Here is a 14,676-nt window from a genome sequence, read left to right as displayed (position 1 = left end):
GGAAAGAGAGGTGCATTAAGTGCTTGGAAAAAAGCTTGGAAATAGATATGAAATTCAAGAAAAACTGGGTGGAGGAGGTATGGCTTTAGTCTATAAGGCTAGGGATACACTTCTAAATAGGGTTGTAACTATAAAAATGTTGCGAGATGAGTATGCCCATGATGAGGAGTTTGTAAGGCGATTTCGACACGAGGCTCAAGCCGTAGCTAGTTTATCTCACCCAAATATAGTAAATATTTTTGATGTGGGTTATCAGGATGAGACACATTATATAGTTATGGAATATGTAGAAGGAAAAAATCTTAAAGAAATCATAAAAGAGAAAGCTCCTATGGACACTAGTAATGTAGTGGATATAGTTAAACAAATATGTGATGGAATTGAACATGCCCATGAAAATGGCATTATTCATAGGGATATAAAGCCCCATAATATTCTCATTACAGAGACGGGAAGAATAAAGGTAGCCGATTTTGGATTAGCTCGGGTTATAAGTACTGCTACAGTAACGCATACAAAAACAGTAATGGGATCCGTTCACTACTTTTCACCTGAACAAGCTAAAGGTGAATTAACTGACGAAAAATCCGACATATACTCTTTAGGAGTAGTTATGTACGAAATGTTAACAGGGCAAGTTCCTTTTGCAGGAGGAGAAAGCCCCATTTCAATTGCACTAAAGCATATTGAAACTAATCCGGAGCCTCCTAGGAGTCTCAATCCTGAAATGCCAGAATACATGGAAACCATAATACTACGAGCTATGGCAAAAAATATTGTAGATCGGTATGCAAGTATTAGTGACTTAAAGCAGGATTTAGAAAAAAGAGAATCAGAGCCTTTCATACCGACGAAGAAATTAGACAATCAGAATGATAAAAACGAAGAGACAATTGTGATTGAGCCTGTAAAAGAGACAGAGGAATATGATAAGAACAAGAAAAATAGGAAGTTAAAACCAATTGCATATGTTCTTATAGCATTAGCTTTGATAGGAGTTATTGGAATTGGGTTCTTAGGTGCTAGAGCTATATTAACTGTGGAAGAAGTAGAAGTGCCAGATGTAGCTGGACTACCACTATTCGAAGCTAGTCAGAAGTTAAGTCAACAAGGGCTGAAAATGGAAGTGGGAGTTCGCAGAAATCATCCAGAGATTGAAAAAGATCGTATTATTAGCCAAAGGCCAGAAGCGGGAAGTGTGGTTAAAGAAAATAGAGTGATAACTGTGGACGTAAGCGAAGGGCCGGTATTAAAAAGTGTTCCTGATGTTGTGGGAGGTACTGGTTTAGAGGCCACCATTAAGTTGCAAAACATGGGTTTTGAAGTGATAGAAGAGAAGGTATATAGTAACACTGTGGAGCGAGGAAAGGTAAGAAGACAAACGCCGAGACAGGGCACCATGCTTTCTCAAGGATCAGAGGTTATTATTGAAGTTAGTCAAGGAATTGAGCCTCAATATATTCCAATGCCAGATTTAACTGGATTACAACTTAGTGAAGCAGAAGAAAGGTTAACAGAGCTGCATCTCGAATTGGGGTCGGTGTCATATGAAAGTAGCAGAAGTGCTTTTGAAGGACAAGTTATTAGACAAGACAAGGCTGCAAATAACCTTATCCTACAGGGAGAAGATGTGAACCTGACAATCAGCTCGGGACCTGGACCAGCTCCTTCTGGAGCAGATGTGAGAATACCTCTTCCCAGAGGAGAGGATGAATATGAAGTTAAAATAGTGGTAAATGATATCAAGGGTGAAAGAGTAGTATACCAGGAGAACCATCCGGGAGGCCGGAGTATTAGACAGCGAGTTGAATTTTATGAAGAGGGAATTATTAGCATATACAGAGATGGCGAGCTAGTTTTAGAGCAAGAAGTTCCATAGGAGGTCGATGAATGGAAAAAGGTAAAATTCTTAAAGGCTTTAGTGGTTTTTATTATGTTGATATAAAGGGAGAAGAAATTGAATGCAGTTTGCGTGGTAAATACAGAAGAAAAAAACAAGACTTTTTGCCAGGAGATGAGGTTGAAATTTCAATTATTGCTGATAACAAAGGTGTTATTGAAAAAGTAATACCAAGGAAGAATCAACTAGTAAGACCTCCAATTGCAAATATAGATCAGGTTATTATTGTAATGGCTGTTAAAGAGCCAGAGTTACAATTAACTTTTTTAAATAGGCTTTTGGTTTTAGCTGAATACAAAGAAATTAGGCCAATTATATGTTTAAATAAAGCTGACTTGCTTGATGAGAACGAGCAAGAAGAAGTTAAAGATATAATAAGGGACTATGAAACTATTGGCTACAAAGTTATTTTAGTAAGTGCAAAACAAAACTTGGGTATTGAAGAATTTAGGGAAGAACTCCAAAACAAGACTACTGTTTTTGCCGGACTATCAGGAGCAGGAAAATCTAGTCTACTTAATAAGATCCACCCTGGACTATCCCTTAAGGTGGGGGAAGTAAGCAAGAAAATAAAAAGGGGAAGACATACAACTAGGCATGTAGAACTTATGCCCCTATCTACTGGGGGAATAGTTGCTGATACACCGGGTTTTAGCAATTTGGAATTAAGCGAAATTCCCAGTAATTACCTAAGCTATTGCTTTCCGGAGATTGAAAGAAAGCAAGTGGACTGTAAATTTACTGGTTGCAGGCATATAAAAGAAAAAAGCTGTGCAATTAGAGATGCGCTAGAAAAAAATGAAATTTTAGAAAGTAGATATAATGATTATATGCATTTTTTAGAGGAAATTGAGGAGACTGAAAGGAGATACAAATAATATGACAGCTATAGCACCATCTATTTTATCAGCAGACTTTAGTCAATTAAAACAGCAAATAGAAATTGTAGAAAGCGCAGGTGCTGAATACTTGCACATCGATGTAATGGACGGTCATTTTGTTCCAAACATCACAATCGGGGCTCCAGTGGTTAAAGCCATCAGGCCTCATTCTCAGATGAAATTTGATGTCCACTTAATGATAGAGAATCCGGATAACTACATCAAAGACTTTGCCGATGCAGGTGCTGATTTAATTACCGTTCACGTAGAGGCATGCCCACATTTACATCGAACACTACAAAATATAAAGCAAAACAATAAATTAGCTGGGGTAGCTCTAAACCCCAGTACACCCTTAGAAACTATTAAGTACGTATTAGGTGAAATTGACTTAATATTATTGATGACAGTAAACCCTGGTTTTGGAGGGCAAGCATTTATACCTGAAGTTATTACAAAGATAAATGATTTAAAGAAATTAATGGAGAGTAACAACCTTTCTATTCCAATTCAAGTGGATGGGGGTATAAATAAAGAAACCGGTGCTAAAGTAGTGGCAGCAGGAGCAGAAATATTAGTAGCCGGTTCTGCAATCTTTAAAGCTGAAGATATTGCTAATGCAGTAAATGAATTAAAAAATATAAAATAAAAAATTTGAAATACCTAAGGGGTGTGATTAGTGCATAAGGTTGGTTTGATTACATCAAGTGATTATCTCTTACATGACACACAAGTGCATCCAGAAAGCAAGAAGAGGATTATTGAGATTGAAAAGCACGCAAAAGAAAATAACTTGTGGGATAGGTTTGTCTTTTTTGAACCGGAGAAAATAACTTTGGATCAGTTAACCAAAATACATACCCCAGAATATGTATCATGTTTAGAAAGGTTTGCTGCTAGTGGAGGGGGAAGATGGGATCCAGATACAGTTGTCTGTGATAAATCCTATGAAATTGCCCTATTATCCTGTGGAGGTGCTGTAAAGGCTGTAGACCTATTATTAGAAGGAGAGGTTTCAAAGGCTTTTGCTTTAATTCGTCCTCCAGGACATCATGCCGAAAGAGATAGGGGGATGGGATACTGTCTTTTTAACAATACAGCCATGTCTGCAGTTTCTGCAAAAAATTATGATGACATAGAAAAGGTTGCTATTATAGACATAGATGCTCATCATGGCAACGGAATTGAAAAAATATTTTACGAAGATGCAACAACCTTATACCTTTCAATTCACCAGAGTCCTCTTTTTCCTGGGACTGGCTTTATTAGGAATTCAGGCAGTGGTGATGGAGAGGGGTACAATATAAACATACCAATTCTTAAACAAACTGGCTACTCGGGTTACTATTTCGCTGTTAAAAAAATAATTGAGCCTATTTTAAATCAATATAAACCTAATCTGATTATAGTAGCTTTAGGTTTAGATGCCTATTACATGGATCCACTTACCAACCTTTCATTGGACGCAAAGGGATATGAAATGCTTACAGATGAAATTTTAGCTATATCTGAAAAATTGTGTGATGGGAAAGCCGCTTTTATTTTGGAGGGAGGCTATAGCATTCCAGGTGTTGGAAAACCTGCAGCAGCTGTCATGAGCAGATTAATGAATGTTAAGCTTAAAGATGCTTTTTATGAAGAGAAATGTGATAATAGCTTTAGTCCAGAAGCAAGAGAAAGGCTAGATAGTGTTATTAAATGGCAAAAAAGGTATTGGCAGTTATAAAAAAATTATGATATAATAAATTTACATTTCCTTCGGGGTTAGGTGAAATTCCTTACCGGCGGTAGAGCCCGCGAGCCACTTATGTGGTTGATCTGGTGTGATTCCAGAGCCGACAGTAAAGTCTGGATGAGAGAAGGGGGGCATAAGGGGTTATTGTGTCTTTTTAGCCTGGGGGATGTATAACATCTTTCAGGCTTTTTTGTATTTAAAGGGGGCATAAATACTTTGGAAGAACAATTAATGAAAAGAACAATTAAACTTGCAGTGAAAGCAAAGGGAAGAACCTCACCAAACCCCTTGGTAGGAGCTATAATTGTCAACAATGGTAAAATAGTAGGTGAAGGGTACCACAAAAAAGCTGGTACACCCCATGCAGAGGTTAATGCTCTAAAGGAAGCAGGTACTAAAGCTAAAGGAAGTACTGTTTATGTTAATTTAGAGCCTTGTTCTCATTTTGGAAAAACATCTCCCTGCGCTGACGCATTAATAAAAGCAGGTGTAAAAAAAGTAGTCGTGGCTATGGTCGATCCAAATCCTAAAGTTGCCGGCAGGGGAATAGAAAAGTTAAGAGCAAATGGAGTGGAAGTAGAGGTTGGCCTACTTGAGGCTGAAGCAAAAGCATTGAATAAATATTTCATTAAGCGGCAAGTGACTAATATTCCTTATATAATTTATAAAACAGCTATGACATTAGATGGTAAAATTGCCACAGAAACAGGGGATTCAAAGTGGGTCACAGGCAGTGAAGCAAGGCATAGGGTACATCAACTGCGGGATGAAGTGGATGGCATCCTAGTAGGAATAAATACGGTGCTTCAAGATGATCCCCAACTGAATACTAGACTTCCCGAAGGTGGAGAGAATCCTGTAAAAATTATTTTAGATTCATATTTAAAATTACCCATTAATAGTAAAGTGGTTACCTTAAATTCAAAATCTGACACGATAGTTTTTTGCAACCGAGAAGTGAGCAAAGTTAAGTTAAAAGAACTAACCGACGCTGGAGTTAAAGCGGTACCAGTTTCTGGGAGCGGAGAAGTGAAGTCAGAATTAGACTGGGTACTTAAATGGCTTGCAAATCATGGTTTAAATAGTATACTAGTTGAAGGTGGCGCAACAATTGCTGCATCCTTTGTGACAGAAGGTTTTGTAGATGAAATATGGTGGTTTATAGCCCCGAAACTAGTAGGCGGAAGTAAGGCCTTTTCCCCAATTGGAGATATGGGTATAACTAAAATGGAACAAGCTGTACCAGTGGAAGTTGTTTCTACTGAGGTATTAGGAAAAGATATTTTAATTAAAGGCAATATTAAACGAGGAGAGAACAAACCATGTTTACAGGTTTAGTTGAGGAGTTAGGTAAGGTTGAAAACTTAAAAAAAGGTGCCAAATCTGCCAAGTTAACACTCAAAGCGGATAAAGTCTTAACAGATGTTAAGTTAGGTGACAGTATTGCCGTTAATGGCATTTGTTTAACTGTTGTGGAATACAGTAGAGAATTTTTTGCTGTAGAAGTTATGTCTGAAACTTTACAAAAGACAGGGCTGGAAAAATTGAAAAGGGGAAGTGTAGTTAATCTAGAAAGGGCTTTACGAGTTGGGGACAGGCTTGGTGGACATCTAGTTACAGGACACATTGATGGAACGGGGAAGATAATCAATAAAGAGCAACTTGATATTGCGATTTTAATAGAGATTGAAGCGCCTGAAGCTGTAATGAAATACATACTACCGAAAGGATCAATCGCCATAGACGGTATAAGCTTGACTATAGTAGAGCACAAAGAAAACAGCTTTACAGTTTCCATTATTCCTCATACTGCCAAGGAGACGACTTTAGGACACAAAGACACTGGAGAGGTAGTTAATTTAGAAGGGGATTTAATTGGAAAATATGTGGAGAAATTTACTTTAAATAAAGAAGAAACTAAAAATACTCAGAGTAAAGTTAATAGAAACTTTCTAATGGAACACGGATTCTATTAAAAAGAAGGGGTGATGGGCGTGGTTTTTAATACAATCGATGAAGCGTTAGCTGATATAGAAATGGGTAAAATGATAATAGTTGTAGATGATGAGGATCGAGAAAATGAAGGCGATCTACTGATGGCGGCAGAAAAAGTAACTTCGGATCATGTTAATTTTATGGCTACATATGGTAGGGGATTAATCTGCATGCCAGTGACTGGAGATAGGTTAGACCAATTAAAGATCGAACCTATGGTTACAAATAATACAGACAATATGGAAACAGCATTTACTGTATCTGTAGATGCTGTAGAAACTACTACAGGTATTTCTGCTCAAGAAAGGGCTCTTACAATCAAGAAAATACTAGATGATAAAACAAAACCTGAGGACTTAAGAAGACCAGGTCATATTTTTCCGTTGAGAGCTAAAGAAGGTGGAGTACTGAGGAGAGCTGGACATACAGAAGCCGCAGTAGACTTTGCCAAAATGGCAGGGCTATATCCAGCAGGAGTTATATGTGAAATCATGAATGATGATGGTACTATGGCCAGGGTAGAGCAGTTAATTCCATTTGCTAAAAAGCATGATCTAAAAATAGTTACTATTGCTGATCTTATTACCTATAGGCGAAAAACAGAAAAGTTAGTTCAACAAGTAGTAGATGCAGAAATGCCTACTAAATATGGTGAATTTAAAGTAGTAGCCTATGAAACAGAATTAAGTGGGGAAGCGCACTTAGCGTTAGTAAAAGGTGAAATTGATCCAAATAAACCAGTTTTAGTTCGAGTCCACTCAGAGTGTTTAACAGGAGACGCTTTTGGTTCAATCAGGTGTGATTGCGGAGACCAACTAGCTACTGCATTGAATGCTATAGAAGAGGAGGGGACCGGTATCCTACTATATATGAGGCAAGAGGGCAGAGGTATTGGCTTAATTAATAAGATGAAGGCTTATAAGCTTCAAGACCAGGGTAAGGATACGGTGGAAGCTAATGAAATACTAGGTTTTCCAGCAGACTTACGTGACTATGGCTTAGGAGCTCAAATTCTTTCTGATTTGGGAGTAAAGAAGATAAAGCTACTTACAAATAACCCGAGGAAAATCAAGGGATTAGAAGGGTATGGGATGGAAATTGTGGAGAGAGTTCCCCTAGAAATTGTTCCAGTAGAATCTAATAAAAAGTATTTAAATACAAAGCGATGTAAGTTAAACCATCATTTATCAATTTAATAATAGTGAAAGGGTGATTGTTTTGAACAAAGTATATCAAGGTAATTTAATTGGAGAAGGCTTAAAAGTTGGTATTGTTGTTGGACGTTTTAACGAGTTTATAACTTCAAAATTATTATCAGGAACTTTAGATGCTCTAGAGCGACATGGAGTCAAGAGTGGTGATGTTAGCGTTGCATGGGTGCCAGGGGCCTTTGAATTACCTCTAGTGGCAAAAAAAATGGCAGCTAAAAACTTCGACGCTGTAATTTGCTTAGGGACAGTAATAAGAGGGGCAACACCTCATTTTGAATATGTGTGCAGTGAAGTCAGTAAAGGGATTGCAAAAGTTAACCTAGATAGTGATGTTCCAACAATTTTTGGTGTACTGACCACGGATACAATTGAACAAGCCATTGAACGAGCTGGAACTAAAGCTGGAAACAAAGGTTGGGACGCAGCGGTAACGGCAATTGAAATGGCTAACTTAATGAAAAATATGGACATAGAATAGGACCACAAACTACCATGGCTTTTCCCCTCAAACAACAAAAGGTATTTAGACTTTTTAGTCGAACTTTGTAACTAAGAAGTTAAATAATAGGGGGAAAATCATGGAACAACAAAAGCAACCAAAGGCGCGCAAGGATTCTGTGCTAATTCTAGCAATGATATTCTTCATATCAATAGCAGGTTTTTTTATTTACTTTATTGCAGAGGGAAAAGAGCATCCCAATGAGCAACCTGTAGAAAAGATAGAAGAAAAACATCCTAGTGAGGAAACAGTTTTACCTAAAGATGATGAGGAAGATGGGGAATTAGAAAGTGAAGAAGAAGTAATAACAACAAATACATACAATTTTGAGTATCCAGATGCAGTTAGAGGAATCTATGTCACAGGTAATACTGTGGGTGTTTCCAGGTTTGATAGATTGATAGACCTAGTTAATAGTACCGATTTGAATGCTATGGTTATTGACATTAAAGAAGACCACGGATACATTACCATGAAGCTTGAGGGAACAGATTACGATGACATCAGTAAAAACTATATTAAAGATGCTCAGAAGATGATGGAACAACTAGAGGAACATAATATATATCCAATTGCCAGGATAGTAGTATTTAAGGATTCTGTTTTGGCCGCTAAGCGACCGGATCTTTCATTTACACAAAATGGACATGTTTGGAAAAATAGACGTGATGAAGCTTTTGTCAATCCTTTTCTAAAAGAAGTATGGTATTACAATATTGAAATTGCAAAAATGGCTGCAGAAATGGGGTTCCAAGAAATTCAGTTTGATTACGTTAGGTTTCCTGAAGGATTTGAAAACAGAGATACATCTTTGCAGTACTCTAAAGGTGATTATTCAGAGGAAAAACTGTTACCTAAGCTTATAGAACAGTGGAGGAAAGAAGTAAGCTCTAATGTAATAGGTGAAGAAAATTTTGATGATGTAAAGAATTTGAAGGTGCCAGAATATAGCAATGGTTTAGCTAGAGTAACAGCTGTTACTGACTTTGTTGAATATGCTTATAAAGAGTTACAACCCTATGGTGTGGATGTATCTGTAGATATTTTTGGATATGCAGCCATTCGACCTGCAGCATATGGTATAGGCCAGGATTTTAGAAAAATAAGCAGCAATGTAGACGTGATTTCATCAATGATTTACCCAAGCCACTGGGGCCCAGGTAACTTTGGTCTTGCTAGACCAGACACTGAACCATATGAATTAATAAAAAGATATATACAGTTAGAAAAAGAAATACTAAATGAATTAGAAAATCCACCTACCTCTAGGCCGTGGATTCAGGATTTTACTGCACCATGGTTAGGAAGAGGCAACTACATTAGATATGGAAAAGAAGAAGTAGAGGCTCAAATCAGGGCGTTAAATGAAGAAGGGGTACATGAATATTTACTGTGGAATGCAGGTAACAGTTACACTGAAGGAGTAGATTATACTACAGGAATGGAAGATTAAAAATTTAAAGGATATATAAAAAAACCGCCAAAGGCGGTTTTTTTTATACTGCTCGTACAACTTTACCTGAACGCAAGCAACTTGTACAAACTTTTATTCTTTTTGGTGAACCATTTACAATGGCCTTTATTTTTTGTAAATTAGGAGACCATGTTCTTTTTGTTCTAATATGTGAGTGACTTAACTTAATGCCAGTACTAATTCCTTTTCCACAAACCTCACATTTTTTTGCCATAACTTCCACCTCCTCAAAAGCATGTCACAATAACTTATATTATTATACCAGAATGATTTAATATAAGCAAGAAAATTACAATGCATTTTGGGGAATAATACTGTAATATATAATTATACTTATAAGCAGGAAAGAGTTTATGCGGTGTCGAAAAAGGTAGCAAAGGTATAAGAGGGAGGGTACATAATGAAAAGTATACAAACAAATGAACTTGGACATATCAATGTATCTGAAAGCGTGATAGCCATGATTGCTGGACACGCTACAGTTCAATGTTACGGTATAGTGGGAATGTCTTCGCGGAAGCTAAAAGATGGCTTTGCAGAACTCTTGGGAAGAGAGGCGTTGGCAAAAGGTATTTATGTTAATACTAGCGACGATAGCTTAACTATCGAAGTACATATTATTGTCAGTTATGGCACAAAAATATCTGAAGTTGCTCAAAATGTAATGGATAGAGTAAAATACGATGTAGAAGCTATGACTGGTGTAACTGTTGAAGCAGTTAATGTATTAGTTCAAGGTGTAAGAGTTACTGAATAAGGGGGATTATGTTTTGGAAGCTTTGAGTGGCAAGGAACTTAAAAATTTCATATTAGGTGGTTTCAAAAATCTAGAGGCACAAAAGGCAGAAGTGGATGCCTTAAATGTTTTTCCTGTACCAGACGGCGATACGGGAACTAATATGTTTTTGACTTTTCAATCAGCTATAAATGAAATAAATAAAATACCTGAAACAGATTTAAATATAGCTAATGTAGCTGAAGCTCTTTCAAAGGGTTCCTTAATGGGAGCGCGGGGTAATTCAGGAGTAATTTTGTCTCAAATATTTAGGGGCATGGCTCAAAAGCTAGTGGCAGCAGAAAATAATCAAGTTAAATCTAAAGAACTAGCAACTGCGTTTCAGGCTGGGGTTAAAACAGCTTATAATGCTGTAATGAAGCCTGTGGAAGGTACAATTTTGACCGTATCTAAGGAAGTGGCAGCAGGGGCTGTCTCCGGTGCCAAGGAGACAGATAATATTTTATCAACCTTAGCTACAGCTATACACACTGGTGAGGTAGCACTAAAAAAGACGCCTGAACAATTACATGTTTTAAAGCAAGCTGGAGTAGTAGATGCAGGAGGAAAAGGCTTCCTGGTAATTCTTGAAGGTGGAATGAGAGGATTACAGGGAGAGGAGTTTGACTTTGCTCCTGTGCATCAAACTGATGCTGTTGAACGCATTAGTAAAGCAGTATCAGGGCCGATAGAGTACAGGTATTGTACAGAATTTCTTGTGACAGGTGGAAGTTTGCCTTTAGAAAGTATTAAGAATGAGCTGACTAATTTAGGTGATAGCCTTCTAGTTGTAGGCGACCAAGACATGTGCAAAGTCCATGTTCATACAAATCGGCCTGATCAAGCTCTAGAACTCTGTATTAAATATGGCGAATTACATGAAATTAAAATAGATAATATGGCTGACCAAAGTATTGAAGCAGAGCAGCCAGAACCTTTACAGGATGAACTAAAAGAAATAGGAATTGTAAGTGTTGCTACTGGAGATGGATTAATTGAAATACTTGATAGTATGGGTGTGGACAATATTGTGACTGGGGGACAAACTATGAATCCCAGTACAGAAAACCTACTAGAAGCTGTTGAAGAGGTCAATGCTAAAAAAGTTATAATCTTACCTAACAATAGCAACATAATATTAGCTGCAGAACAGACAAAAGCCCTATCAGAGAATAAAGAAGTTGGCATTGTGCCCACTAAATCTATACCTGAAGCTGTAGCTGCACTTATTGCCTATAATCCAGAGGCCAGCTTAGATGAAAACATTGAAACAATGACAGAAGGGGCCAAAACCGTTAAGACTGGTGAAATAACGTATGCTGTTCGCGATTCCAAGTACGATGATCTGGAAATTAAGGAAGGAGAGATACTTGGATTAGTAAGTGGCAAAATAGTTATTCAGAGTAGTGATATAAACGAAGCAGTTTTAAAAACTGTTCAAAACATGGATGCTCATGAACATGAAATTATAACCTTATTTTACGGAGAAGAGGTAAACTTCGAGCAAGCAGATCAACTTCGACAACAGTTGGTAAAGGAGTATCCTGAAGTAGAGGTTGAAATGCATTATGGAGGGCAATCACTTTATTACTATCTGATATCTGTCGAATAGAGGTTTAAAATGATATTAAGTGAGAGAACATCTATTTTGAAAAGTATTGGACCTAAGAGAGAGACTAAGCTTAAAGAGGCTGGTATTTATAATATTTATGATTTGATTAATTATTTTCCCAGGACGTATATAAATTATGAAAACGTAATGAATATAAATCAAATAGCTGTTGATAGTAAAGCAGTTATAAAGGGAACAGTGTTAGCTTATAAAGAAAAGAAGTTAAAAAGACATTTAAAGCTATTAACAATTACTACTCTTTTTGTGGAAAATGGACTTGAAGTTCAACGAGATATCTCAAAATTCTATAATACCTATCACAAGGTTAGCTTAATTGTGGGTAAAGAATACTTTTTTTACGGTACTGCAAAATTGTTTCGTGGCAAAAAGGCATTTACGGCTGAAGAAATTGTAGAGACAAAGACAAAAAAATTAATACGGCCTGTTTATTCAGTGATAGGTAAAGGAAGAGCTCAGTTAGGACAAAACTTTTGGGAAAAATCTATACAAGAAGCACTTATATATGCTAATGAACAAATAAGCAATAAAGGGAGTATGTACTCCCTTTATCATAATTTAACACAAGAATTGGAATTACTTCCTTTAACTAAAGCCTATGTGGGAATTCACATTCCTAAAAATATCAGTGAATTGAATGCAGCCGTAATTACTATTAAGCACTGGGAAGCTTTTAAGGCTAAAATTGATGCCAGCATTTCTCGAACCAATAGGTTGAAAAAACAATGTGATATCTCTGTTCAGGAAAAAGGAATCGAACTAGTTAAGAATGCAATTTCTAATCTTCCTTTTGCTTTAAGGGATAGTCAGATTAAAGCGCTTGCAGAAATACAAAAGGATATGTGTTCTCCTTATCAGATGTATAGACTATTACAAGGTGATGTAGGCAGTGGAAAAACAGTGGTAGCTATATTAGCCATGCTACAATCTATAGGTAGTGGTTTGCAAGCTGCTATGATGGTGCCAACAGAAATGTTAGCTAGTCAACATATTAAAGCTGCAGAAAAGATTTTTAAAGATTTAGGGAAGAAAGTATATCTTCTAACAAGTTCCACTGAAAATAGTGTCAGAAAAGAAATATTAGCTAAATTGAAAACAAAAGAACCGATAGCATTAATAGGAACTCATGCCTTATTACAAGAGGATGTTATTTTTAGCGACCTAGGTTTAATAGTCATAGACGAGCAACACAAGTTTGGAGTTAAGCAAAGAGAAACACTAATGCAGAAAAAGCATTTAGTAGATACTCTTTATATGAGTGCGACTCCTATTCCTAGAACAATGGCCTTTGCAATTTATAGAGAGTTAGATATTTCCACATTAGAAGCAAGTTCTAGAGTGGGAAAAGTAAAATCTTATTTTGTACCTGAATACAAAAAGACCGACCTTTATAATTATCTAAAGGTTGAGTTGGAGCAGGAAAATCAAGCCTATGTAATCTGCCCTTCTATAGAAAATACGCATAGTGATAATAATGAAAGTAGTCCAATGGTGGCAGTATTAAATTTAAAGTCAGAGTTAGAAGAGATCTTTAAAGATTTTAATGTAGTTGCTATTCATGGAAAATTAAAAGAAAATGAAAAGCACGAAATTATGACTAAATTTAATGAAGGTGAAATCGATTTATTAGTGGCTACTTCATTAGTTGAAGTAGGTATTCATAATCCAAATGCTAATATTCTTGTTATAAACAACTGTGAGAGGTTTGGATTGTCCCAGTTACACCAATTTAGGGGTAGAGTTGGAAGAGGAAAGGAAAAAGCTCAGTGTTTTTTAATGGGCAACATTACAGGAGAATTAGCTAAACAGAGAATAAAGTTTTTTTTAGAAACTGACGATGGTTCTAAATTAGCGGAGTACGATTTTAAACTTAGAGGAGCAGGAGAATTATCAGGAGTTAAACAGCATGGAAAATCCGAATTTAGGATTTTAAATCCAGTTGAAGATAAAGAAATTTTTAATAATGTTATTGATTTTATTGAAAAAGAGCGAATCTAGTTCGCTCTTTTTTTGGTTTATCTTTACTGGTATTCTTTAAGCCATTTTTGTTTAAAATAACTACTGACTAAACGAAATAAGATTTACTGGCGCGTCAAAGCACAATTTCGTTTAGGCAAATACTACTAGTATAGCTCAATAAGTTAGAAGCCATACTAAAAATAAATCAAGAAAAGGAGGTGATTACAAGATGCCAAGAAACAACAACAAAGTACTTGTTCCTGAAGCTAGGCAAGCACTTGATCAGTTGAAGTATGAGACTGCTCAAGAGCTAGGTATCTCTAACTACCAAGGCTACAAAGGAGACCTGCCTTCTAGAGTGAATGGTAGCGTTGGTGGAAGTATGGTAAAGAAAATGATCCAGCAATATGAGCAATCAGCTGCTAATCAATCACCTCAGCAGTAATGAATGTTACCTATCCAGCCCCATCTAGCTGGATAGATAATATAGAGCCTAAAGCCAAGTAAGTTATCTTACTTGGCTTTTTTATGTGTGCCCGGCACGGGCGGTAACTTGGCGGTGAAAGTCCGCTGTGGGCTTGGTAGTGGGAACCACTAGCCAATGACAAGGGTGTCCA

The 14,676-nt window shown here is 36.8% G+C and carries 14 protein-coding genes and 1 riboswitch; of the genes, 13 read left to right on the top strand and 1 reads right to left on the bottom strand.

Annotation, left to right across the window (positions count from 1 at the left end; translation table 11 throughout):
• The first annotated feature begins 19 nt into the window (after nt 1-19).
• From pknB to GGQ84_RS08850, 9 genes are all read left to right on the top strand, one after another.
• On the top strand, nt 20-1,879 hold the full coding sequence (gene pknB, locus GGQ84_RS08890; RefSeq protein WP_429161825.1) for a Stk1 family PASTA domain-containing Ser/Thr kinase: 1,860 nt from the start codon (nt 20-22) through the stop codon (nt 1,877-1,879).
• Between the two features lie 11 nt (nt 1,880-1,890).
• The gene (rsgA, locus tag GGQ84_RS08885; RefSeq protein ID WP_429161823.1) at nt 1,891-2,778 is read left to right on the top strand and encodes a ribosome small subunit-dependent GTPase A; all 888 of its coding nucleotides are present in this window, start codon (nt 1,891-1,893) and stop codon (nt 2,776-2,778) included.
• 1 nt (nt 2,779) lies between these two features.
• A complete protein-coding gene (gene rpe, locus GGQ84_RS08880; RefSeq protein WP_429161822.1) occupies nt 2,780-3,430 on the top strand; it encodes a ribulose-phosphate 3-epimerase in 651 nt (216 codons plus the stop codon).
• A gap of 30 nt (nt 3,431-3,460) precedes the next feature.
• Nucleotides 3,461-4,507, top strand: coding sequence for a histone deacetylase family protein (locus GGQ84_RS08875; protein WP_429161820.1), 1,047 nt, complete (start codon nt 3,461-3,463; stop codon nt 4,505-4,507).
• Nucleotides 4,508-4,531: 24 nt separating this feature from the next.
• Nucleotides 4,532-4,649, top strand: a riboswitch (FMN riboswitch).
• A gap of 83 nt (nt 4,650-4,732) precedes the next feature.
• The gene (gene ribD / locus GGQ84_RS08870; protein WP_429161818.1) at nt 4,733-5,854 is read left to right on the top strand and encodes a bifunctional diaminohydroxyphosphoribosylaminopyrimidine deaminase/5-amino-6-(5-phosphoribosylamino)uracil reductase RibD; all 1,122 of its coding nucleotides are present in this window, start codon (nt 4,733-4,735) and stop codon (nt 5,852-5,854) included.
• Entirely contained in the window at nt 5,839-6,492 is a 654-nt protein-coding gene (locus tag GGQ84_RS08865; protein ID WP_429161816.1) for a riboflavin synthase, read from the top strand. The genes ribD and GGQ84_RS08865 overlap by 16 nt, the downstream gene beginning before the upstream one ends.
• Before the next feature lie 12 nt (nt 6,493-6,504).
• Nucleotides 6,505-7,707, top strand: coding sequence for a bifunctional 3,4-dihydroxy-2-butanone-4-phosphate synthase/GTP cyclohydrolase II (locus tag GGQ84_RS08860; protein ID WP_429161815.1), 1,203 nt, complete (start codon nt 6,505-6,507; stop codon nt 7,705-7,707).
• A gap of 22 nt (nt 7,708-7,729) precedes the next feature.
• Complete coding sequence (gene ribH / locus GGQ84_RS08855; RefSeq protein ID WP_429161813.1) at nt 7,730-8,200, top strand: 6,7-dimethyl-8-ribityllumazine synthase; 471 nt, start codon at nt 7,730-7,732, stop codon at nt 8,198-8,200.
• A gap of 100 nt (nt 8,201-8,300) precedes the next feature.
• Complete coding sequence (locus GGQ84_RS08850; protein ID WP_429161811.1) at nt 8,301-9,674, top strand: putative glycoside hydrolase; 1,374 nt, start codon at nt 8,301-8,303, stop codon at nt 9,672-9,674.
• A 43-nt stretch (nt 9,675-9,717) separates the two neighbouring features.
• Here the strand turns inward: GGQ84_RS08850 and rpmB are convergent, their stop codons facing one another.
• Nucleotides 9,718-9,909, bottom strand: coding sequence for a 50S ribosomal protein L28 (gene rpmB / locus GGQ84_RS08845; protein ID WP_429161809.1), 192 nt, complete (start codon nt 9,907-9,909; stop codon nt 9,718-9,720).
• 186 nt (nt 9,910-10,095) lie between these two features.
• Between rpmB and GGQ84_RS08840 the strand changes: the two genes are divergently transcribed.
• From GGQ84_RS08840 to GGQ84_RS08825, 4 genes are all read left to right on the top strand, one after another.
• Complete coding sequence (locus GGQ84_RS08840; RefSeq protein ID WP_429161807.1) at nt 10,096-10,452, top strand: Asp23/Gls24 family envelope stress response protein; 357 nt, start codon at nt 10,096-10,098, stop codon at nt 10,450-10,452.
• A gap of 13 nt (nt 10,453-10,465) precedes the next feature.
• Nucleotides 10,466-12,082, top strand: coding sequence for a DAK2 domain-containing protein (locus GGQ84_RS08835; RefSeq protein WP_429161805.1), 1,617 nt, complete (start codon nt 10,466-10,468; stop codon nt 12,080-12,082).
• 9 nt (nt 12,083-12,091) lie between these two features.
• The gene (locus GGQ84_RS08830; RefSeq protein WP_429161804.1) at nt 12,092-14,098 is read left to right on the top strand and encodes an ATP-dependent DNA helicase RecG; all 2,007 of its coding nucleotides are present in this window, start codon (nt 12,092-12,094) and stop codon (nt 14,096-14,098) included.
• A gap of 190 nt (nt 14,099-14,288) precedes the next feature.
• Complete coding sequence (locus tag GGQ84_RS08825; protein WP_429161802.1) at nt 14,289-14,504, top strand: alpha/beta-type small acid-soluble spore protein; 216 nt, start codon at nt 14,289-14,291, stop codon at nt 14,502-14,504.
• Nucleotides 14,505-14,676 lie beyond the last annotated feature (172 nt).

Source organism: Desulfitispora alkaliphila, from assembly GCF_050433185.1.
Classification (GTDB): domain Bacteria; phylum Bacillota; class Desulfitisporia; order Desulfitisporales; family Desulfitisporaceae; genus Desulfitispora; species Desulfitispora alkaliphila.
Note: the sequence above shows the minus strand (reverse complement) of the source record. Positions and strands in the feature narration are given on the sequence as shown.

Excerpts from the sequence above, each read along its gene's own strand:
- GGQ84_RS08865 (WP_429161816.1), top strand. The coding sequence starts at position 5,839 with ATGTTTACAGGTTTAGTTGAGGAGTTAGGTAAGGTTGAAAACTTAAAA.
- GGQ84_RS08860 (WP_429161815.1), top strand. The coding sequence starts at position 6,505 with ATGGGCGTGGTTTTTAATACAATCGATGAAGCGTTAGCTGATATAGAA.
- rsgA (WP_429161823.1), top strand. The coding sequence starts at position 1,891 with ATGGAAAAAGGTAAAATTCTTAAAGGCTTTAGTGGTTTTTATTATGTT.
- GGQ84_RS08840 (WP_429161807.1), top strand. The coding sequence starts at position 10,096 with ATGAAAAGTATACAAACAAATGAACTTGGACATATCAATGTATCTGAA.
- GGQ84_RS08850 (WP_429161811.1), top strand. The coding sequence starts at position 8,301 with ATGGAACAACAAAAGCAACCAAAGGCGCGCAAGGATTCTGTGCTAATT.
- GGQ84_RS08825 (WP_429161802.1), top strand. The coding sequence starts at position 14,289 with ATGCCAAGAAACAACAACAAAGTACTTGTTCCTGAAGCTAGGCAAGCA.
- rpe (WP_429161822.1), top strand. The coding sequence starts at position 2,780 with ATGACAGCTATAGCACCATCTATTTTATCAGCAGACTTTAGTCAATTA.
- rpmB (WP_429161809.1), bottom strand. The coding sequence starts at position 9,909 with ATGGCAAAAAAATGTGAGGTTTGTGGAAAAGGAATTAGTACTGGCATT.
- GGQ84_RS08830 (WP_429161804.1), top strand. The coding sequence starts at position 12,092 with ATGATATTAAGTGAGAGAACATCTATTTTGAAAAGTATTGGACCTAAG.